Raw genomic sequence first — 23,293 nt, forward strand, 5'->3', positions numbered from 1 at the left:
CCACTTCTGTGGTTTTTTTATAACAATTCTATTCCTTCGTTCCTTCATTCTATAATTTTTTCTTCAGGTCAAAATGAGCATTGTACTTCACCAATATGTTTCTTTTCTAATAAGAACATACAAAGCCTACTTTGTCCAATACCTCCCCCAATTGAGTAAGGTAATTGTTTATTAAAGATTGAAAAATGGTAAGGTGATAATTTATCTTCCTCAATATTTAAGATATTTTGTTGATTTTTTAGTGTTTTGGAATCAACCCTGATACCCATTGAAGAAATTTCGAGAGGGTTATCATTTACTTTATCATAGAAAATTAAATCTCCGTTTAATTTTCAGTCATCATAATCAAAAGCTCTATTTCCGTGAGGAATTCCATCACTTAAAGGATGACCTATTTGAGTAATAAAAACAGCTTTATGTGTTTTAACATATTCCTTTTCTCTTTCGAAGGGAGTTAATTTTGGATAAATGTCAGCAAGTTCTTGGCTTGTAATTATTGTTAAGTCCTCAGGCAACTTATAGCCAAGTACATTATATTTTTTATTTATATAATCTTCAAGTTCTTTTATTACGGAATAAATTTTTTTAACTACTTTATTTAAAAAGACTGTATTTCTATCTTTTTTATTTATATTAATTTCTCAATCTCATTGATCAACATAAAATGAATGTATATAATCTAAATCTTCTTCACGTCTAATGGCATTCATATCTGTATAAATACCTTCATACAAATTAATTTTATATTTTTGAAGAGCCACTCTTTTTCACTTAGCTAATGAATGTAAAATTTCGAATTTATTATCAAATCCCTTAGCGGTAAAACGAACGGGTTTTTCACCATTTAAATAATCATTAATTTTTGTTACCGAATCCACAAATAAAGGAGCACTTGTCCTTATTAAATTTAATTTTTTAGCAAATAATTTTTGAAAATGTTTTCTAATTAAGTGAATTGCTTCTTGTGTTTGTTTTACATCTAATTTCGTTTTATACATGATTTTCTTTCTATTTAATATTAAATTATAAAAGATTATTAGGTATACAATTCAATTAATTTAATTTAAAAGAGAAAAATACATTATCATATTAAGTAATAAAAGGAGATAATATGGAAATTATAAACATTATAAATCAAGTAGTTGGATGATTAGCTGCAGTGATTACAGTTATTATTGGATTACCACAACTTATAAAATTATTAAAAACAAAAAATTCATCAGGTATTAGTTTAATTTCTAATTGATTATTTTTTATTGGATTAATTTGTTGAACAACTTATGGTTCATTTGCATTCGAAAATGGTAAAAAATTATATCAAACAGCTGTACCCAATGCTTTAAGTACTATGGTTTATGGAATGATGTTATTCTTAGTTTATAAATATAGCAAAAATATTAATTCAAAAAAAATAATTTTTATAGGTTCTTTGATTGCTTTATTAACTTTATTAAACACAATTTCTTTTACAATTGGTATGATTAAAACTGACTGAGGATTTCAAAATCAAAACGCAAAATTAATATGTTCAATAATTACTGGCGCATTAACAACATTTGCCTTTACTCCACAAACTCTTCAAAGCATTATTTATAAAGATGTAAAAAATGTCTCAATTGGAATGATGCTCATCTTAGTTACTCTTAACTTATTATGAATAGTATTTTGGTCAACTATTTACAGTATAACGGTTCTAATGTTTTTAATTTACCAAGTTATTTCTTTAGTATTATCTCTAACAATGTTAATTATTTGTTTAATTTACAAAAATAAAAATGAGACACAAGTAGCTTAATGAGTCTCATTTTTATATTCGATAAAATATTTGTATTTAGTATCTTCAAAATCAATTAAATCTGTTTTGAATGATATATTTGTGTATAAATTATTTTTATTAGATTGGATATATGAATGAATATAAGCAAAATAACTATATTCATGTTCTAATAGTTTGCTTAATAATAATTTAAAATTTGTTTCTTTTTTTATAAATCTAAATGTTTTTATTAACATTGATTTAAATATAGTATTTTTCTTAAATTTTAATTTATTTTCTAAAACAAAAGAATAGTTATTTTGAGCAATTTTCTTTAAAAAACATTGATATTTCTGTTTATTTGTTGGTACAAAAAAGTAGATATTTATTCCATATTCACCATTAATAAATAAAGGACACAATTCTCCTTTTAGCAAATCACTATTATCAATAAAATTTGATGGGTATAATAATTTCAATTTAAAATAATCATCAGGTTTTAAAATAACGCTAAAATTTTGCGGAGTTAAATCATCTATTTCTCCCCGAAAAATATAATCTAGAAAGTCTCTTCCCAATGAATAAAACATTTTATTTTTTTCAATAATGTCAATTAAATAATTTAATGTGTTTTTATCGTTTCTACTAATAATCATATTTATTTCTAAATTATAAATAATAATTTATAATAATAATAATTTATTTAATAGTAAAAATATATATTATAAGGAGAAATATGGCCAACAAAAAAGAATCATTTTTTGAAAGATTAGCCAAAAAAAATGTTGAACAAAAAGAAAAAGTTACATTAAAATCGAAAAAAGCAAGAATTGCAACATATTCAATATTGGGTGCATTAGCTGTTTCTATTGGTGTTGGAATAGGAGTTCCAATTATTGTTTCAAGTACAAAGATTAATTATATTCCTAAAATAAATGATACGGAAAAGGTCTTTGAATTTAAAACACCAGATAAAACTATAAATGTTCCGCTTTCTGAAATAAAAAAATTTCTTGATGACCCAATTAAAAAAACTGAAGCACAAACACAAGAAGCTTTTTTTACTGAAGTAATTTATAAGTTATATAACGAAGAATATGAAGATTCACTAAAATATGAATATTTAATAAATAAAACAAAAAACAAAGGTGAAGAAGACACGAATAATATTCATTTAAGTTCTCTTGATGAAATAAGGACAACAAACAAAAATACATTATTAGATTATAAAAATCTATATCAAAAAAATTTTGGTTTGGAAAAATGAGAAACTGAATTCGTTAAATTTCTTTCTAATCAATACAATGGTGCCAAAACTATAGAAGAAGCGCTTGAAACATTGGTTTTAAAAACAATAACACCAGATGCATTACGTCGTTTTTCATTAATTAAAAATGACACTTTTAAAAAAGAAGATTGAGATAGAAGAGCGCCACGTGACATAAAAGAACTAGAAATAGTAGATGGAGAAGTAAGAGAAAAACAAGATGGTAAAATAATTTATAAATTCAATGACTATATTTTTAGGGACAAATTATTAATCAAAGTTAGCGATATAAACTCTCCAAAAACAAATGAAAATACTTTAATTAAATATGTAAATAATGATCCAAATAATAGGGTTGAAAAAATACAAGTTCTTTTAAATGATAGTTTTTCATTAGATCCGAATAAAAGGAGCGCCTTAAATATAATAAATGAATATTCAAAGCAAAGGGACATTCTTCAAATTACACAAGCTAAAATTTTAGGCATAGCTAATTTAGACAATTCTTTTGAAAATTGAACTATTAATAAACAAGAACTTATTAATCTTTTTTCACATTCAGCCATCAGAGGACTTCAAAAGAATTATAAAATGTTAGAAAAAGAAGAAAATGGATTATTCAAACCAGATAATGAAGGGTGTTTGGTTTTTGAACATCTAAATATTGATTTATTCTTACAATTCTTTAATAATGTTAATTTAATAACTCCTAGTGATGAAGAGAAAATTTTAAATAAAACCTTAAAAGCTTATTTACCAAAATTTATTACCAAGCTTGATGGAAATTTAGGAACTAAAGATGTTCAAAATATCAATGAAGTTTCAAGTTCATTATCTAATGAAGAATTATTAACTTTATTAAATGGCGACTTAAAAATTGCAAATGAAACAATTGAATATAATGGTTCAATTTTGAGTAAAATTTTCGAAAAATTAAAAGTAAAAATTAATGAATTATTTAAAAAGAACACTGAAGAGGTAAGAAACTATCAAAATATTAAGCAAAAATATGATAGCGAAAAAACCAAACCCGCTAATGAAAGAACGATTACAGTAAATAAACTTGTTGAGGCTTACAACAAAGCTTTAGAGAGCGTTATTAATTCATTAAGTGATGAAGAAATGAAGAAAGAATTTGGTTCTATTTTTCGTGAAGAATTTTATGGAATAAGTAATGAAAACGTAAGAATGTTTTATGCCTACAAAAAAAATGACAAGGTATTTTATGTTGTTCCAACAACAGATGGTATTTCATTAATTAGTTATAAAACTATTTCAAATACAAATGATGAGATATTTAAATCTATTATTTTTGATATGAATAAAACTTTATATGGGGAAGAATTAGTTAATAATTATCAAGAAGAAATTAAAAAATGAAAAAGTTCTAGCCAAAATATAGATAGAGTGTTCTTATTAAAATATTTAAAAAATGAAGATTTTGATGATATTAAAAATAAATTAATAAAAGATGGAAAAGTATCAAAAGAATTAATTGAAAAACATATTTCTAAAGAAACATTAGAAAAAAGCTTGAAAAATAAAATAAAAGAACAAAATTCAAATTTAAATATTTCCACAATTAATAAAATTAAAGAACATATTGAAAAAATTTCTAAAAATAAAGAAAGAGATGATTTTATTGTTTCTGGTGATTTATCAAAAATAAAATTAATGGGACATGATGGCAATTGTGTTCTAGAAGATTCGGTTAACGGAATTATTAATTTATTAATTAAGAAAATATTTAAAGGAGGTGAATAATGCTAAAGAAAAAAATATTATCTTTTGTTTCATTGTTTGCTTTGCCTTTTATCGCCATTTCTTGCGGTAAAAATGTTAACACATCAGAAAGAAATGAGCAAATTGAACAATTTACAAAACACGCAGCCTCAATTAAAGAAGAATTAGAAAATGATAAATTATTAGAAAGTTTGTATAATTGCGAAAATCTTGATGGTGAATTTGACAAACCAGATTCTGATTTTTATAAAAATTCATACGATGTATTTAAAATTTATGCAGCCTTAAAACTTCAAGAAAATGAATTATATTTTAAAACAAAAGATCATGAGTGAAAAATATATAGTGGTAGCTCATTATTGATTAATGAAGTTCCTAATGAAAATATTTTTAAAAAATATTTTAAACAAAAAGAAACAAAACTAGCTTATGAAATTAAAAAAATGCTTATTGTATTTAAATATTTAACTGATCAAAATGAAGATAATTTGAAAAAAGGTAATAACATTGCTGTTTTAGACAATATGATAGATAAGACACAATATAATCTTATTAATTATGTTCTTCAATCAAAACCTGCATATAAATGACATATAGAGTCTAATCAAAATTCTAATTTCTTTTCACAAGGTTCAATGGTTTTATCATCATGACAAGATTATCTCAATATAGCAATGGATGAAAAGTACTATTCTAAAAAACAAAGAAAAGAAATTGCGCTTGGAATAGTGTCTGATAAACCAAACGAGTTTTCAGAAACAAAACTTAATGGATATGATGGTTTAATTAAAAATGCTGCAGATGGTTATGGTGATTTATCTTCTTTATTTGTTAAAGAAAATTTTAATGAAGGAAGAATAGTTAAAAATTATGGATTTTTTGATACTAAAACAAAGACATTAATCACTCCGGATGAACTTAAAAAACAACCTATTCTATCATGAAAAGAAGATGGAACAAATATGTCTATAACATACCTTCATGTAGTTGTGCCTAATTTTATTTTTGATTCAAAATTAGATAATAAAATAAAAGGTTATATATCTTTTTCAAAAAATAAAGGTCCTTCTAGAACATCAGAGAAAAATTATTTTACCGGTAAAACAAATGAATTAATATTGTCTTTTGCCGCAACAGATTCTACGTTATTTGCGACTGCTCAAAAATACTACGAGAATTTAGGTTATAAACTTACTCCGGTTCAAACAGATATTCAAGATGCGTTAAAAAATACAAAAGAAAAGCAAAATGGATAAGACTATTTTTACAAAAATAATTGAAAAAGAAATACCTTCAAAAATATATTTTGAAGATCAAGAAATTATAGTTATTTGAGATATTGATCAAAAAGTTGAAGGTCATTTATTATCTATATATAAAGAGCCTTATCCTAATTTAAAAAAGATGCCAGATGAGAAGATAAGAAATTATTTTAGTAAAACAAATAAAATTGCTCTTAAATTTATTAAGGAGCATAATTTTACTGATTATAAATTAGTGATAAATAACGGTGAAAAAGCTGGTCAAGAGGTGATGCATTCACACATTCATATATTTCCTTATTAAATGTATGTGTGATAAAATTTTATTATGAATTTTTTAAAAAATAGACTTTTACCAGGAATTATATTTGGATTGGTTTTAATATTTTTGTTGGCATTAGGAATAGTTTTTAGTTCAAAAACAAATCTGACTGGTTTTGTGTTTAGAATAATATATTTATTTGTAATATGTTCATTTTTTGTTATTTGTTTATATGAATTATGCATAGCGTTTAAATTAAATTATTCTTATATTGTGTTATTTTTTTGTTTAAATGTTCTAGCTTTTGTTATTCCATTTAATGGGTCACATTTTTTTGTTTTTGAAAAAGAATATAGTGAAACATTTTTGGTAAATAAGATTTCGATGAGCAATAATTTTGTTAAATTTGTTACTGAAATATTTTTAGGTTGACAACTATATGCCTTATTACTTATCGACTATGTTATTTGTGTTTCATTTTTCTATATAAATACTAAAAAAACTAATAAGTATTTTAATATATCCAAATTATTCTATGATGGTGTTATTTTTATTTTGACATTATTAATAATAATATGTAGTTTACGTTTTATATATTTTTCAATTGTGTTTGATTATCGTTATTTAGTATTAGGGTTTCTTGTTGCTGTATTTAGTGATACTTCCGGTTTTTTTGGGGGTAGGTTTTTTGGTAAAAAATGAATAAGCAAACCATATGTACCAAATATTTCGCCAAACAAAACATGGGAAGGAGCCATTTTTCAATTTTTGGGTGGTTTTATTATAACTGTTGCTATTTGTTTTAGTTTTCCTCTTTTCAACAACGTTTCAAATTCAAACAATTTATTAAAATTCAAAATTCAAGAACATGTTAGTTTGTTTGTGTCTTTTATTTTATTACCTATTATGGTTATTGTTGGTGATTTGTATTTTTCGTTAATAAAAAGATTGGCTCAAATTAAAGATTTTTCCAAGATTTTAAGATCGCATGGTGGTTTTTTAGATAGATATGATAGTGTATCATTTGGTTTCTTTACAATAAATCTTTTAATGATTTTAATGGTATAAAAAAAGATGCTTAAAATGTTTCAGCATCTTTTTTTACAAGTTCGTTAAAGTTCAAGTTTTTAATATTAAAGTCAGTTAATTTTGCCCCATAAAAATTAATGGTTCCATGAATTTTGGTTCCTAAAAATTTAAAAAAGTTAGTTAAATATTTAGAAATGTCTGCTCATTCATATCAATCAACGGGCGCTCCTTGTGACGTTATTATTTCAACAGTAAGGTTTTCTAATAATCCCTTAGATTTATTTTTGCCAGCATATTTATATGTAAATGTTTTATTTGCTTGAGCAATCATATCGATATAAATTTTTAATGTTGCAGGAATATTAAAATTATACATTGGTGCCGCTACAACTAACTTATCAATTTCTTTTAGTTGATTAATATACGAATCCGCTTTTTGGTTAAAATAACTAATAGAGTTTTTATTTGTTATCGCAATTAAATCCTCATTATTCAAATCCAATCAATAAATTTCATCTTTTGGATTTTTTTCTTCGTATTTTTTTTCAAAAGCTTTTAAAAGTTGCGTAGATACAGAATTGTCATCATTTGCAATTGATGATTTTATAAATAAAATTTTTTTCATGTTTCTCCTTAATTTATTATTACTTATATTATAATTAATAAAGCAAATTTGAAAGAGGTAATATGAAAAAAATAGCCGTTTTAACTTCTGGTGGAGATGCTCCCGGAATGAATAATGCCATTTACGGCATTACACAAGAAGCTAAAAAACACAATATTGAAGTATGTTTTGTAAAAAATGGATTTAAGGGGCTTGTAGAAGATGAAATAACAACATCTTTACAAGAAAATATTCACAATTATGTTTCAAGAGGTGGAACATGTATTTATACAGCAAGATATCCAGAATTTAAAGAACCTGCTGTTCGTGAAAAGGCTGTAAAATTATTAAAGAAAAAAGGAATAGAGGCAGTTGTTGTTATTGGTGGAGATGGAAGTTACCAAGGGGCGCAAAGATTGCATGAATTAGGTATTAAAGCAATTGGTTTACCTGGAACTATTGATAACGATATAGCTTCTAGCGCTGAATCAATTGGTTATGATACAGCCTTAAATAATATAGTTGACGCCATAAATAAAGTTCGTGATACAAGCGAATCTCACGATAGATGTATATTTGTTGAAGTCATGGGTAATCACAATGGTGAATTGGCGCTTTATTCTGGTCTTGCAACTGGTGCTGAAATTATTATTACAAATGAATATACTTTAACAACAGATGAAATAGCCAAATTAGTTAATGAAGAATTTAAAAAACCAAACAAACACTCAGTAATAATCGTTGTATCTGAAAAAATTTATCCAGATTTAAACAAACTAGCTAAAGAAGTGGGTGAAAAATCAGGTCATAATACAAGAAGTATGGTTTTAGCATATATCCAAAGAGGTGGTTCACCATCTGCTCGTGATAGAATTAATGCAGCTTTACTTGGTATAAAAGCGGTTAATTTATTAGTTCAAGGTGAAAGTGGAATAGTATTAGGTTACTCATCAAGAGAAATTATAAAAACCCCTATTTTAAAAGCATTAAAATTAGAAAAAACAACTATAGAAGAAAGAACAAAGTTGGCGGACCATTTTAATAAATTATCAAGAGCATAAATAAAAATTGCGTTACGCAATTTTTATTTAACAATTTTTCTAATTTTTTCTTTAATTTCCGCTAACGGTAATGGTTTATTTTGCTCAACATTTACATGCATATAAACAATTCTATTACGTGAATTTATTAAAATAACAGATCTAGCTAGAATATTTAAATCTTTTATTAGTAATCCGGTTCTATAACCAAAACCATGATGAACATGATCTGAATAAACTTTAATATTTTGTACAGAATTTAGCGCACATCAATTTGCTAATGTAAATGGTAAATCGTTTGATATAGCAACAATTCCTAATTTAGGGAATTCGTTAGCTAATTCTCCTAGTCATCTTACTTGAGTATCACAAATACTTGTTGAAATTGATGGGAATGATGAAATAAGTGTATAGTGTTCAGATCTTAGTTCTTCATCCTTTAATTCTAGGTTTGTTCCTGTGAAAAATAGGTGTCCATTTTTCTTAACTGGGTTTGCAAATAATGTATATTTTTTATTATTAAAAACAACTTTTTTCATTATTTTCCTTTCTATAATAAAAATTATAATACAAAAAGAAAAAACATTTTTTTTAGTTTTTCAATAATAAATAGCCATTTTAAAGCAAAAACAAGATATTATAAAAACTTGCATAATGCAAGTTTTTAATTATTTATTAAACATGACGTTTTAAATTAAAGAATGTTTTGTCTCCATCAAATTTTGAAACTTCACCAAGTTCTTCTTCAATTTCTAGAAGTCTATTATATTTTGCAATACGGTCTGTTCTTGAAAGTGAACCAGTTTTAATTTGACCTGTATTAAGTGCAACTGCAAGATCAGCAATTGTTGTATCTTCTGTTTCGCCTGAACGGTGTGAAACTACACATGTAAATCCTGCTTTATGTGCTAATTCCATTGTATCAAGTGTTTCTGATAATGAACCAATTTGGTTGACTTTTATAAGTATTGAGTTCATAACATCTTTTTTAATAGCTTCACGTAGGATTTCTTGGTTTGTAACCGTTAAGTCATCACCAACTATTTGAAGTCTATCGCCAAGACGTTCTTTCATTAATTTAAATCCATCTCAATCACTTTCTGCAAGTCCATCTTCGATAGAAATAATTGGGTATTTGTTTACTAATTTTTCATAGTAATCTACCATTTCTTTTGTTGTGTATTCTAATTTAACTTTTCCTAAATGGTCAAATCCAGGACGTTTTTCATCAATTGCAGCCTTGAGTTTTTTAAATACATATTTTTTAGATTTTTCATCATAAAATTCACTAGATGCAGGATCCATTGCTATAGCAATAGCTTTAGGACCTTGTGTAGCTGGTTTTAATCCGGCAGCTGTAATTGCTTCAACCATAAAGTCAAGAACTTCTTCATGAGATTTTAAGTTAGGAGCATATCCACCTTCATCTCCAACTGTTGTTCCATGACCGTGTTTCTTAAGAATTTTTCCTAATTCATGGAATACTTTGTTAGCCATTTGAAGTGCTTCACGCATTGTTTTTGCACCTACGGGCATAATCATAAATTCTTGCATATCTACTGTATTTGAAGAGTGAGCCCCACCATTCATAACATTTAACATAGGTACAGGTAATGTTCTTGCGTTTGAACCACCAATATATCTATATAATGGCATTCCTGTTTCTTGCGCTGCGGCTCTTGCAACAGCTAATGAAACACCTAATATAGCATTTGCTCCTAATTTGGTTTTGTTTTTTGTTCCATCAAGTTCAATCATTGTTTTATCAATTAATCTTTGATCAGTTATTTCAAAACCAAGCAATTCTGGAGCAATGATTTCGTTAACATTTGTTACGGCTTGCATTACACCTCTACCGCCAAATCAGTTATCTTCGAATTTTTTATTTCCTTTATCTCTTAATTCGCATGCTTCTCTAGTACCTGTGCTTGCTCCTGAGGGAACCATAGCAACACCTTCTGCACCATATTCTGTAATAACTTTTACTGAAATTGTAGGATTACCTCTTGAATCTAAAATTTCTCTAGCTTTTATGCTTACTATTTGTGACATTTTTTCTCCTTTTATTTTATTCTTATATATTATATAAAATCAATATAATCATTAATTATAAATAAAAATCAAAAATGGCAATACTTCCATAAATTATTAATATATAATATTCAAAATAACAAAATAACAAAATAAATACATAAAGAGTTGCATAGCTTAGCGGCTTTGATGCATGCCAACCTGTTGATTCAAGGTGGATAGTAAGGAATTTGTTTCAACATGTATTATTAATATATAGTTTTAACAATCTTTACTAAAGATTGTTTTTATTTTATATAAGTATTGGAGGGGTAATGTATAAAAAATTGTTTACTAGTGAGGCAGTAGGGGTTGGTCATCCAGATAAAATATGTGATCAAATAAGTGATTATATTTTAGATATCGTATTAAGCAAAGATAAAGATGCAAGAGTTGCAATTGAAACAATGGCTTCAAACCATCTTATTATAATAGCGGGCGAATTGACAACCACTAGTTATGTTGATGTTGTTAAGGCTGCATGAGAAGTATTATTTAAAATTGGGTATACTGAAAATGATTTTACTATTATTTCTAATGTAAATTCTCAAAGTCATGATATATCTGTTGGCGTGGATAAAGTTGATGGAGAATTAGGGGCTGGTGATCAAGGAATAATGTTTGGATATGCAACCAATGAAACAAGTAAATATATGCCATTAGCCCACTCTATTGCAATTGATCTTATAAAACAAGCTGAAAAAATAAGAAAAAGCGAGAATAATACGTGAATTAAAGCTGATATGAAATCACAAGTAACTATTGATTATACATTTAAAACTCCAAAAATAAATACAATTTTAATGGCCATTCAGCATGAAAAAAACCAAAATTATAATGAAATGAAGGAGTTTGTTAAAAATAATATTTTAGCGCCCATTGTCTTAAAATACGGATTAAATAATGATTATAAATTTTATTTTAACCCAACAGGTATTTTTGAAATAGGTGGACCATTTGGGGATACGGGTTTAACCGGAAGAAAAATAATTGTGGATACATATGGAGGTTATGCACATCATGGTGGTGGAGCATTTAGTGGTAAGGATTATACAAAAGTTGATCGTTCAGCTGCTTATATGTGTCGTTATATTGCTAAAAATATTCTGGCAGCAAAAATCGCTGATGAAATAGAAATCCAAGTTTCATATGGTATTGGTCTTTCAAAACCAATATCAATATCTATTGTTAAAAGTAAAAATTCTAAATATAAAGATGAAGAATTAATAGAAATGATAAGTAGTGTTTTTGATCTTACTCCTAAAGGAATTATTGAAAAACTAAATTTAAAAAATATTAAATATTTTAAAACAACATGTTTTGGACATTTTGGTCATACTAGCTCCAATTTTACTTGAGAAAAACTTGATAAAGTAGAAGAAATTTTGTCGTATTTTAAAAACAAAAAATAGTATTTTTCAAGAAAAAAGCAACATTTTTTATTCATATATTTAATTTTTTGGTTTATATATATAATAAAAAATTTTTAAAAAATGTTGATATCATATAGTTATGATAAATATAAAGAAAATATTTAGAATATTTAAAAATATTTTGCTTGTTGTGCCATCTTTATCAATAGGTGGTTTTTTGACATCATGTAATGTTTCTGAATTATTTGAGAAAAAGGAAATTCCTAATTGAGATAACAATTTTAATAATTTTAAAAAAAATACTGAAAATAACACAACAAATAAACCAAAAGAAGATGTAAATAAAAAACAAGATAACAATTTAGAAAATGATTTCGTAATAGAATACAAGCAAGTTACACCTGAGCAAAATGAAATAGATAAACATAGGGCTATTCAAAATATAAGACTAATAGTGGGTGATAAAAATATAGAATCATATGATAGGGTATTTGATAAAACCAGAAATCAAAAAATCTATTTTGCAATTAAGGAAAAATTAAATTCAGCAAGAAATGAATTATTAAGAATTACACCTTTAGTTTATGATGAAATGGGACTTAGAGAAGGGCGTTTTAGATCAAATCTTATTAGATATGAAAACTTTATCAATAATTTCTTAAAAACTAAAAAAATTGGTAGTAACCCTAATAATTTCATAATTAGTAACATGATTAATTATTTTCATAATGACATATATTCATACAAGTGAAATTGTGTAAATAATTATGAATTTATTAATACATTTTTGGATGATGTTTTAAATTATTTAAAAGGAGTACAAAGAGATATAGCTCTTACTTTTGATAAGGAAAATGCTCTAGTTATTGATAACGAATATTTAGAAAATCTAAATTTTTTAAATAAAAATTTAGATTCAGAGTATATGTCACCAAAAGATATAAAAAACTTTAGGAAACAATTGCTTAAAAATGGAACTGCTAAAATTGAAAATATTAAAGTTAATAAACCAGTTGTAAATTCTCCTGATCATACAACTATATATGATATTGTTTATGATTTAACCGGCGGTTCAAATTATTTTAATGATATAGTTTCATTTAGTTATAGTTATAAGCCAATATCGAACAATCAATATATATATTCAATGACGGATAATCTTGATTATAGAACTGAAAATGTAGAAGAACAAATAATTGTAAACAAAATGATATTAGCTGTAATACCTAATATTATTAGCAAAAATATGAGTGATGCACAAAAAATTGAAGCAGTTCATAATTGAATAGCTGATAGAACCGAATATTCTTCCAATACAGAACTAAAAGATAAAAGTTTACAAGATAAAATAAGAAGCACATTTAGATTTGTTAACAAAGAAAGTGTTGTTTGCGAGGGATATGCAAGAATGTTTTCTAAATTTATGTTATTTTTAAACATAGACTGTTGATATATTACTGGTTATGCAACCAACGGTGCTGATAATACTGAATTACATGCATGAAATATGGTTAATTTAGATGGTCAAGACTTGTTTATTGATGTCACTTGAGATGACCCAATAATGCCTATAACAAATAGAAATGATTTTATACAACATAAATCAATAACCGCTTATAAAAGAGATTATTTATTAAAAGATTGAAATACATTTTCTAATAATGGAAGAAATAGAAGAATTGATGACTTATTTTACAAATTAAAAAAATATAGAGAAGAAAGAAAAAAAGAATATATAAACTTACTTTATTTCCAATATTAAACAAAATAAAAAACACAAGTTTTGTGTTTTTTATTTTTTAAATCCAGAAATTTTAAGTTGAATTTCCATTGAATCATTACCTTTAGAAATTATCAAACCAATAGTTTTATAACCATTTCTATTGTAAAATCTACCATCGTATTCGTTAATTTTATATTTTATATCATTGACACTAACGGCTTCATGGGCTTTTAAAAGGTCTAGACGATTTACATCTTCGATGAATTTGGTTAACGTTTTAGAGTCATCTGTATCATAATAACTGATTTCCATAGGGAATGAATCAGTATTTTTGGTTGTTGTGAGATTATTAAAGTTTGTGTTGATGTAATCATAAACTTTTTGTATTGCCTCTTTGTTTTCAAGGTTCTCTTTTACATCTTTAATGTCATTTGTGAATTTATTTTTAAAGTATGTATCGTTTAGCTGGTTAATTAAATTGGTGGTGTTTGTGTATTTTTCTTTTAATTTTGTAGTGTCTGCATATTTATTTTTTGAATATTTAATTAAATCTTTTACGGCTTTATCGACTTTGTCTATTTCTTTTAAATTTGGGTCATCCAATTTTAATTTAACTTTTTCTAATCTCTTATTAAATTCTACTTTTTCTAATGCATAATCATTATCAGGTAATGATTTTATAGCATTCATTGCTTTTAAATAAAGGGGTTGAATAATAGAAATGGTTGTATGAGGATCAGTAATAGAATTTTCTGCTTCTTGTAAAAGTTTTTCAATATCTTTTAAGTTTTTATTTTTTATTTTTTCTCTTACTAACTTTAAATCAAATTCAACTTTTTTAATTCTTATATCTTTGTTTCAATCTTCAAGATTTGGGTTTGCGCTTCTTGTGTATTGTCATGAGAATGTGATGTTTACATTTTCTTCATCACCATTTATTAATCCGGTACCTCTATTAATAAATGTACTAAATCTTAAATTATTTAAAATATCATTTATTACAAATTTATTTCAATTATCATTTATTTTTTCTTCAAAAATGATAAATTTTGAATAATTTATTATATTTACAAGTGAATGTGCGGATACAATATCATTTGATGCAAGAAGTTCTATTTTTATTTCATTGGCATTTAATTTACTTAAAAAATCATCTTTTTCAGAATCAGAAAGTACTTTTGTGGTGTCGTATTTAATTCAATCATTATTATTTTTTACTTTTAGTTCTAAATTTTTACAGCTATTAATTTCATTAAATAGGTTTTCAATATTGTCTTTATTTATTGTTGAAATACTAATTTTTAAAACATTTGCCTTATAATTTGATACTAAATCATTTATAAAATTAAAAGGGAAATTATATTCTACTCATTGATTAGGGAGAATTTCTTCCTCAATTTGAATAAATTTAGAATAACTAAATTCGTTTAAAAATTTAGGGATGTTATTTTCATCTAAATCTTTAATTTTTACTCTTAATTTATTTTGTTCAAGTTTTTTAATTTCTTTATCTATTATTTTGTGATATTCGGATTCTGGAACGACACCTTTTAAGTCTTCTAATATAACATTATATATTTTTGATTTTATGCCTTTGAATTCAATTGTAAAACTTATTTCTAAAGCATTTTTAATATCGTTTGATTCTTTAATGTCTCTTTCTTTAATAATTATTTTAAATTTATTTTTATCAAAATCAAAGTTATTACCATCTATATTTCTTAAACGAAGTGTTTTGTCATTGATTTTTTTCTCGTCAAGAACCTTAATTGCCGTAAAGCTTTTATCAACACCATCAATTGATACAAATTTATCAAATTTTGGATTTTCTTCTTTTCCAAAAACTTTATAAATTTCATTTAAAGCTTTATTTTTAAAACCATTATTACTTAAAAAATCTCCAATGTTTGCATTATGAGAAGTTCAAACATTTTTTAATAAATTATCATTAGAAATTAATTTTATTAAATTTTCATCTTCATAAAATACCTCAGGGAATTTTGAAACAAATGAATTAAGATTTTTTATTACGATATCGCCATAACAATTTGAAAATTCATTCATTCTTTTTCTTCAAGCTGCTTCTTTTCAGAATTTAGTTGGTTTTGGTTCTATATCTTCATAATTACTTATTATTTCATTAATAAAGAATATTTCCCTTTCATCTTCATTTATTTTGATATTATTGTGTTTTATATCGCTTCATCTTGTGAATTCATCATTATTTTCTAATTTAATATGGTTTTTAATATCTATGCGTTCATAAAGTTTTAGGTTTTGTTCCAAAACAAAATGTAAAAATGTAACATATAAAAATGAATCATTTTCAGAAAGTGTCTTAATATCAATTTTATATAAAGTATTTTTAAATTCTTTAAGATAGTCTTGATTTTGATTTTCTTCTATTGCAAATCAATCATTATATTTTGTTAATAAAATTTTAATATTAGGATTTTCGCCTAGAAGTAAATCTTTGTACTTATTAAAAATAGAACTTTCAATTTGTGTTAAATTTTCTAAAGTAATAAATGAATGATTTGATAATTTCTCTTTTAATAATTCATAAGGGGATTTTTCTGATGTATTTACTAGATCAATTTCTTTTTTAATTTTGTTAATATTATTATCATTATTTTCTAAGAAAAGAGAATATGGAATTAAACTGTATATTTTTGTATATATATAATTATTATATTGTTCATTAAAATCACTAAATTTAGAAGTTATAATTTCAAGAAATTTACATAAACCATCCATATCTTTTATATCTTTTATCTTTGGAAATTCAACGCCTCATAAATTTTTAAATTTTAAAAATGTAGTAAAACTAGTATTTAGTTTACTTACATTATTTTTTTGTTCATCTTTTATTATCAAAGAACCAAATTTTTCTCTAAGTTCATTTATTTTTTGTATTTCTGATTCATTTGTTAAAAGATTCTCAAAATTGTTGATGTTTTCTTGATATTTATTTATTAATTTACTTGTTTGTTCAACCAATTCATTTGATTTTTGTATTAATTTTTTTTCTAACTCATTATTGTTTTTTGTTAGTTCTAATAGCTCATTATATTTACTTTTATAGTCATAATTTAAATCAAACTTATCAACTTTTTCGCTAAATTCTAATAATTTATTTTCAACAATGTCTGTTTTATTTTGATTGTTACATGAAATTGCAAATGTTGTTATGCTTAACAACGAAATAAATGGAATTAATAATTTTCTTTTCATGATTTGCCTCCTTTATCCCTTTCTAAAAGGATATTGTGACGTTATATATGTTTTGTAAACTTTTAATATATCTTCTATAGTATGAGTATTGTAGGCCGGGTTATTTTTTGAATATATTTTTTCTTGTGTTTGACCGGTTCTTGGATCTTTATATTCAAAGGTTATAGAAGTTCATTTTGTTTTATCGATTTTATCAACTTCTTCAACTTCATCACCTTTTAAAAAGTCCTTTCTATTATATTGAACTTTATATCTAATGGTATATTTATCTCAAATATCTGTGTTTGTAGAGTCGGGTTTGTACCCTGGCAATTCAAAGTAATAATATTCATAATACAAATGTCATGATTTAAATAATTCATAATCTAAATCCATATCAGTTGATTTTATAACATATACAAATTGAGATTTTGACTCCTTAGTTTGAGGGTTTGGTTGATTATTACTATCATAATTAAGAACAATTTTTTTAACCCCCGGTATTTTTGTTTCAAGATCGGAAAGTTCGCTTCATATGATAAAACTTTTTTCTCTATTTTTATCTCAGAATTTATCAACTTCATCTTTTGTTTTTAATTGTATAAATTCTTTTTCTCTAATAACTTTTAAGAAGAAATCAAATGCATATTTATATGTAAAATGTTTGTCTTTAAAATAAAGTTCATCTACTGTATTAAGTTTTTTGATATCTCTAATTATATTTAAAACAAAATTTTTAGCTTTATTGTATCTTTTGTAAAAACTTTCTCTAGTTAATACGATTTTTTCTAATTTTCATTCTTCTTGATTATTAGGGTTTTGCACATAATCATTTATATATATATCCTCTATTTCTTCTTCTTGGAATATACCATCTTCATTTTTATCAAATCTTGCTTTGTCAGCATAAATAGCAGTATATGTATTTATAGGAATGTCATCGATTAATTCTTCTTTTTCATTGTAGAAACCAATAAGTCCATTTTTTTGCCCATTTTGCCCTTGATTTACCGAGGCAAAATCTTCTGCATTAATAATTGTGCTAGTCATTTCTGGTGTAACGTTGTTGTTCGCAAATCGTTTATCGTTTTTGATAAGAATATTTTCAACAGATCATATGTTATATTCTTTTAGTAATTTTTTATCAGGTCCATATTCATAAACATGTCTTACACCTCAGCGTTTGATTTCTGGGTCATCAATTTCTCTTTGGCTTCCATCGGGTTTAAGATTTAATTCACTTGAATATGATGAAGATATTTTTATTTGATTATCAGAATTATATTGATATTTAACTCTTAATCATGTTCTAAATTGTTTAGAACCCAAACCTGATAAACTAACATTATATTGTTTTTTATCAGTAATAAGGTTTAGTGCATCATCATAAATATATTCTTTGCTTTCATCATATATATAACGTTTTTGTCCGTTAATTTCTTCACCATCTACAACTACTCGTAAATCGTCAAGACGTTTCTCTCCATCTCTTTTCTCAAAATGAATGACATATAAATATCGTAAGTCATGTTCAAATTTTAATCTATGCTTACTATCATATTCGTACTTAATGGCTACGTTTTGTCATACTATAGCATTTTCTATGTCTTTTCCTATATTTTTTTCTGATCTACAATCATATAACGCAACAGATATAGGTTGGTTGTATTCATTAAATGAAGTTCAAAGAGTTAATAAAGGATAATAAATTTTTTTTATTTGTCCATTTTCATATTCTTCTTTTACGCCCATTCCTCACGCTTTAGCTTCAAGATCGCTTTTTCCAGTATTTTCCTCATATTTTTCATAATATGTAGGTTTAGAATTTATGTTACCGTTAGAATCATAGATTACTCTAATTGTATGATTTCATTTATTAATTTTATCGATTGTTTGGTTAGGATTATCATCATGTAAGTAAACAGTAGTTCTTTTTAGTTTTAACTCTTCTTTTTCTTGTTTATTAAATGATGAATCATATGTTACAACTTTAATTCTTTCTCTATATATTCTTTTAACATTTGTTTCATCATCTTTATCATCATAATAAGTAGCTTCAAGTGGGGGTTTACCTATATTTGTTTCAGAATTATTTGCGGGGTTTGAGATACATTTATATCTACCGACCATAAAATTTTCTTCAATAATTTCATTATTTGAGTTAAATTTTATTCCGTCATTATTTTCAAAATATCTAACTTCAGCAACACCTGTTCATATTAATGCATCTTCAATTCTTGTGTCAATATTATCTTTTGCTAAATAACGAGCAAAAGAAGTTTCTCACCCTTTTTCACTATATGTTCTTTTGAATGCTTCCCCGCTTCATTCTTTTGTTAATAAAGAAAGTTTTGGATTCTCTAAGTTAGCTTCGTATCTTGCGAAAAGAGCAATATTTGATTCTGAAGGGTTATCTAAAGAGTTATATAAAAATTTAGAAAATGAATGAATTTTGTTCATTTTATATTCAAAATTAGTAAAAACCGTTAACTGTTTATCTATTAAACTTTTAATTTCTTTTACTTGTCCATTTTCAATTTTAGCCTCAAATAAAGCATTGTCATTTTCGAATGAGTTAAATATTTTAATGTTTTCTAATTGACTATTTTGTTTTATCATTATTTCAATGTCATTTAGTACTTCAGATAAATAATTTCTTTTTTTAGAACTATCTTCATATTTAATGATTCCATTATTACCATTAAAAGTAATATTTGTTTGCATGTTATTAGATAATCTATTTATAAGTTTATGTTTATTCGAATTAGAAGTTTGCTTGTTATTGCTGTTTTCATTATTTCTTGGCAATATTTCATATTTATTAACATTTTGGTTATTATTACATGAGGTTAAAATACCTAAAGTAGAAGTGGTTAATAAAAATCCCAACAATTTTATACTATATTTCTTCATATTTTCCCTCCCTTCAATTATATACTTCATCTGGAGTAGCCAAAACAAAGTGATTATTTCCTAAATCAATTCATTCTGGTTGATTTTCTTTAGTGTAATTATGTATAGAAGTAGAATAACGATATCCCAATAACGACCCTTTTTTAGAATCGATTGAAGGAACAGCGTCCATCAAACTTTTGGTATATGGATGAATATAATTTTTAATAATTTCATCTGTAGGACCCATTTCTAAAATTCTTCCTTGATTCATAACAATAATTCGGTCAGAAATATATTCAACCATTCTTAAGTCATGAGCAATAAAGATAACAGTGAGATCAAATTTTTCCTTTAAATCATTAAAGATATTAATAACTTGGGCTTGAATAGAAACATCAAGTGCTGAAATAGGTTCGTCAGCAATTAAAATTTTTGGTCTTACAACCAGTGATCTTGAAATACCAATTCTTTGTTGTTGTCCACCAGAAAATTCAAGCGGATATCTTTTAAGTATGGATTCATCCAAACCAACTGAATTTATAATATCAATGATAAGTTCTTCTTTTTTAAATGTATCAGATTTTTTTATATCATAAGCTCTACGTTTGCTTCTTTCTTCAATAATGTTTCTTAAAAATGTTTTATCATTTTCATTTTCTAATGTGTTTGCAAAATCTAAAATAAATGAATAAACATCTTTATCGTGAATTAATTCGTTACGAAGAGCAGGTTTAAATTCATTTATTTGTTTTACAAATAATGAATTAGGTTCATAATTTTCTTCAACAGCCTCAAATAACATATCAACAGTTTTTTCATCAAAGTTATATATATAAATAATATCTAAATTTGAAATATTATTAAGTCCTTCTGAAATAACACTATATATATTTTTGTTAGGGTTTAATGAATTGGCGGGATCTTGGAATATCATTTGCACTTTATTTACCATAAAGTCACGTAAGCTTTTATAATCTTTAACCTTTTTTATTTTGAATAGGTTTTTAAAACTAAATCCCATGTGTTTTGGTAAGACCAAGTCATTTATTTTAATTTCCCCGTGTTGATGAGGAACTAAACCTATAAGTGCTCTACCTAAAGTTGATTTTCCGCTACCAGATTCACCAACAATTCCTACAACCTCACCCTCATAAATATTTAAGTTAATATCTTTTAAAGCTTTAAAAGATTTATTTCCTCTTCCGTAATATACATCAAGATTTCTTATGGTTATATAAGGTGATAAATCTGGATAAAAGTTTATTGCATTATCAATGTTTTTTACAACATGTCTATTAACATTTTTCTTTCTAAACATTTTTATTCATCTCCTTATATTGTTTTCATCTATTTAGGATTATTTTTGGTGGTGTATAAATAGGAGCTCTTTCATCAAGTAAAGCCGATTTAACTCTATGTGTATCTGATAAATAAACAAATTTTGCTTCTTCTTCAAAATCAATTCCTAAAGCATAATTATTTCTTACCGCAAATGCTTCACCTTTAATATCATTTAAACTAGAAGGAACGCTACCTTTAATTGTTGATAAACGCTCTCCTTTATTTAAGTCTGGCATCGACATTATTAAACCTCATGTATATGGATGTTGAGGATTAAATAAAATTTCAGTGTTTGTACCTTCTTCTATAATTTGACCCGCGTACATTATTGATATATAGTCACTAATTGAAGCAACAACACCAAGATCGTGAGTGATGAAAATGATTGTCATTTTTAATTTTTCTTGTAATTCTCTAATAATATCCAAAACAAGAGCTTGTACAGTTGGGTCCAATGCTGTAGTTGGTTCATCCAAAACAATAATTTTGGGTTGCAAGGCAATAATTGATGCGATAACAACACGTTGTATCATACCCCCTGATAATTCATGAGGATATAAATCAATAATTTTTTCAGCATTATTGATTTTTGTCATTTTTAAGTATTCTATAGCTTTTTGTTTTGCCTCTTTTTCATTTTTAACTAATTTATTAATAAGCATACCTTCCATGATTTGGTACCCAATTTTCATGGTTGGATTAAGTGTTGACATAGGGTTTTGAAATACCGCACTAACAACTGTTCCTCTATATTTAGATTTTTCTCATTGTTTAAAAGTAAAATCTTGAACTTCATGATTATAAAGTTTAACAGTTCCATTACTAATACGAGCATTGTCTCCGGTCAAACCATAAAGCAAACTTGTAAGAACAGATTTTCCGCTACCAGATTCACCAATTACGGCGTGAACTTTTCCTTCATAAAAATCAATCGATGTATTTCTAATAACAATATTTTTTTGTCCAGGGACAGCAGGGTTTAAAAAATACAAATCAAGATCTTTTATGTCAGCAGCTATTTTAAGTGTTTCATTATTTATTGTTTTATACTGAACATCTTGTTCGAAAAATTCAAAATCAAATTTTTTTGTTTTAACAAATTTTTCAACTCATTTAAAATTTTTGTAATTATCTTCAATAAATTTAATTATTTCTTTACGAACACGATGCATCTCGCATGTGTTAAGTTCGGTTTGATATAAATTTGCAAGTATTCTAATATAATTGTTTTCATCAACGTTTAAATCAAACTCTCTCTTTTTAGGTTTTTCTAAATTAATATCTTTTAAACTCTTTAAATCATTTTCATTATGATCGTTTCAATCAATTAATTTTTTTATCTCATCAAGTTTTTTTTGTTTATCATCGATTAAATCTTGCTGTAGCATTTTGTAAAAATCTAGATAATGTTTATCAATAATTTCTTTAGATTTATCTAATCTAGTTAAACAACTTTTTAATAAATGTTTATATTTAATTGATGTTTGTTTATAATTCGCTAAGATAACTTGTGCATTTATAATATCATCTTTATTTTTGGTTAAACCCATTGATTTAAATATTCAAAACTCAACTTTTTTAGCCTTTAAAATATACTTAGTAAATTTTAGTTTTTCCTTGTTGTATATTTTTATTTTATTTACAATAAATTTTTCCAATTGAGCATAGTTTAGTTTTTTCTTGATATTAAGTCGTTCGTGAAATTTTTGTATCAT

17 protein-coding genes are annotated in these 23,293 nt (G+C 25.3%); 8 read left to right on the top strand and 9 right to left on the bottom strand.

The features are described 5' to 3' along the window. Positions 1 to 17: 17 nt before the first annotated feature. A complete protein-coding gene (locus T380_RS0100330; RefSeq protein ID WP_027333983.1) occupies positions 18 to 998 on the bottom strand; it encodes an aspartate--ammonia ligase in 981 nt (326 codons plus the stop codon). 113 nt (positions 999 to 1,111) lie between these two features. On the opposite strand from T380_RS0100330, the gene T380_RS0100335 reads away from it, so the two are divergent. Further along, positions 1,112 to 1,795: a PQ-loop domain-containing transporter gene (locus tag T380_RS0100335; protein WP_027333984.1), complete on the top strand. Its 684-nt coding sequence runs from the start codon at positions 1,112 to 1,114 to the stop codon at positions 1,793 to 1,795. Here T380_RS0100335 and T380_RS0100340 read toward each other — a convergent pair. Continuing rightward, a complete protein-coding gene (locus tag T380_RS0100340) occupies positions 1,792 to 2,412 on the bottom strand; it encodes a hypothetical protein (protein WP_027333985.1) in 621 nt (206 codons plus the stop codon). The two genes, T380_RS0100335 and T380_RS0100340, sit on opposite strands and share 4 nt — an antisense overlap. An 80-nt stretch (positions 2,413 to 2,492) precedes the next feature. Here T380_RS0100340 and T380_RS0100345 point away from each other — a divergent pair, with 80 nt between their 5' ends. From T380_RS0100345 to T380_RS04185, 4 genes are read left to right on the top strand one after another with little or no spacing between them, the layout of a single operon-like run. Then, positions 2,493 to 4,787 carry a HinT-interacting membrane complex protein P80 gene (locus T380_RS0100345; protein WP_027333986.1) on the top strand — a complete coding sequence of 765 codons (2,295 nt, stop codon included), beginning with the start codon at positions 2,493 to 2,495 and terminating at the stop codon, positions 4,785 to 4,787. Then, positions 4,787 to 6,022 (top strand): HinT-interacting membrane complex lipoprotein P60, encoded by a 1,236-nt coding sequence (locus T380_RS0100350; RefSeq protein WP_027333987.1) that lies wholly within the window; start codon positions 4,787 to 4,789, stop codon positions 6,020 to 6,022. Before T380_RS0100345 ends, T380_RS0100350 begins: the two co-directional genes overlap by 1 nt. Further along, complete coding sequence (locus T380_RS0100355) at positions 6,015 to 6,332, top strand: HIT family protein (RefSeq protein ID WP_027333988.1); 318 nt, start codon at positions 6,015 to 6,017, stop codon at positions 6,330 to 6,332. The genes T380_RS0100350 and T380_RS0100355 overlap by 8 nt, the downstream gene beginning before the upstream one ends. Before the next feature lie 24 nt (positions 6,333 to 6,356). After that, entirely contained in the window at positions 6,357 to 7,358 is a 1,002-nt protein-coding gene (locus T380_RS04185; RefSeq protein WP_051599910.1) for a phosphatidate cytidylyltransferase, read from the top strand. Between the two features lie 10 nt (positions 7,359 to 7,368). Here the strand turns inward: T380_RS04185 and T380_RS0100365 are convergent, their stop codons facing one another. Next, complete coding sequence (locus tag T380_RS0100365; protein WP_027333989.1) at positions 7,369 to 7,944, bottom strand: FMN-dependent NADH-azoreductase; 576 nt, start codon at positions 7,942 to 7,944, stop codon at positions 7,369 to 7,371. 62 nt (positions 7,945 to 8,006) lie between these two features. On the opposite strand from T380_RS0100365, the gene pfkA reads away from it, so the two are divergent. Next, on the top strand, positions 8,007 to 8,984 hold the full coding sequence (gene pfkA, locus T380_RS0100370; RefSeq protein WP_027333990.1) for a 6-phosphofructokinase: 978 nt from the start codon (positions 8,007 to 8,009) through the stop codon (positions 8,982 to 8,984). Positions 8,985 to 9,007: 23 nt separating this feature from the next. Here pfkA and T380_RS03745 read toward each other — a convergent pair whose 3' ends face one another. Both T380_RS03745 and eno read right to left on the bottom strand, forming a co-directional pair. After that, positions 9,008 to 9,502: a redoxin family protein gene (locus tag T380_RS03745; protein WP_051599912.1), complete on the bottom strand. Its 495-nt coding sequence runs from the start codon at positions 9,500 to 9,502 to the stop codon at positions 9,008 to 9,010. A gap of 136 nt (positions 9,503 to 9,638) precedes the next feature. After that, positions 9,639 to 11,015: a phosphopyruvate hydratase gene (eno, locus tag T380_RS0100380; RefSeq protein WP_027333991.1), complete on the bottom strand. Its 1,377-nt coding sequence runs from the start codon at positions 11,013 to 11,015 to the stop codon at positions 9,639 to 9,641. 293 nt (positions 11,016 to 11,308) lie between these two features. Between eno and metK the strand changes: the two genes are divergently transcribed. Then, positions 11,309 to 12,445 carry a methionine adenosyltransferase gene (metK, locus tag T380_RS0100385; protein WP_027333992.1) on the top strand — a complete coding sequence of 379 codons (1,137 nt, stop codon included), beginning with the start codon at positions 11,309 to 11,311 and terminating at the stop codon, positions 12,443 to 12,445. Between the two features lie 100 nt (positions 12,446 to 12,545). Beyond that, positions 12,546 to 14,168 (top strand): transglutaminase domain-containing protein, encoded by a 1,623-nt coding sequence (locus T380_RS0100390; protein WP_027333993.1) that lies wholly within the window; start codon positions 12,546 to 12,548, stop codon positions 14,166 to 14,168. A gap of 30 nt (positions 14,169 to 14,198) precedes the next feature. Here T380_RS0100390 and T380_RS0100395 read toward each other — a convergent pair whose 3' ends face one another. The 4 genes from T380_RS0100395 to T380_RS0100410 are packed head-to-tail and all read right to left on the bottom strand — an operon-like array spanning position 14,199 to position 23,293. Next, a complete protein-coding gene (locus tag T380_RS0100395) occupies positions 14,199 to 17,363 on the bottom strand; it encodes a hypothetical protein (protein ID WP_027333994.1) in 3,165 nt (1,054 codons plus the stop codon). Between the two features lie 12 nt (positions 17,364 to 17,375). Further along, positions 17,376 to 20,255 carry a hypothetical protein gene (locus T380_RS0100400; RefSeq protein WP_156930181.1) on the bottom strand — a complete coding sequence of 960 codons (2,880 nt, stop codon included), beginning with the start codon at positions 20,253 to 20,255 and terminating at the stop codon, positions 17,376 to 17,378. Next, a complete protein-coding gene (locus T380_RS0100405) occupies positions 20,242 to 21,555 on the bottom strand; it encodes an ABC transporter ATP-binding protein (RefSeq protein WP_036436597.1) in 1,314 nt (437 codons plus the stop codon). Before T380_RS0100405 ends, T380_RS0100400 begins: the two co-directional genes overlap by 14 nt. Next, positions 21,548 to 23,293, bottom strand: coding sequence for an ABC transporter ATP-binding protein (locus T380_RS0100410; protein WP_425411596.1), 1,746 nt, complete (start codon positions 23,291 to 23,293; stop codon positions 21,548 to 21,550). Before T380_RS0100410 ends, T380_RS0100405 begins: the two co-directional genes overlap by 8 nt.

This window comes from Mycoplasma elephantis ATCC 51980 (assembly GCF_000687815.1).
Taxonomy (GTDB): domain Bacteria; phylum Bacillota_I; class Bacilli_A; order Mycoplasmatales; family Metamycoplasmataceae; genus Mycoplasma_H; species Mycoplasma_H elephantis.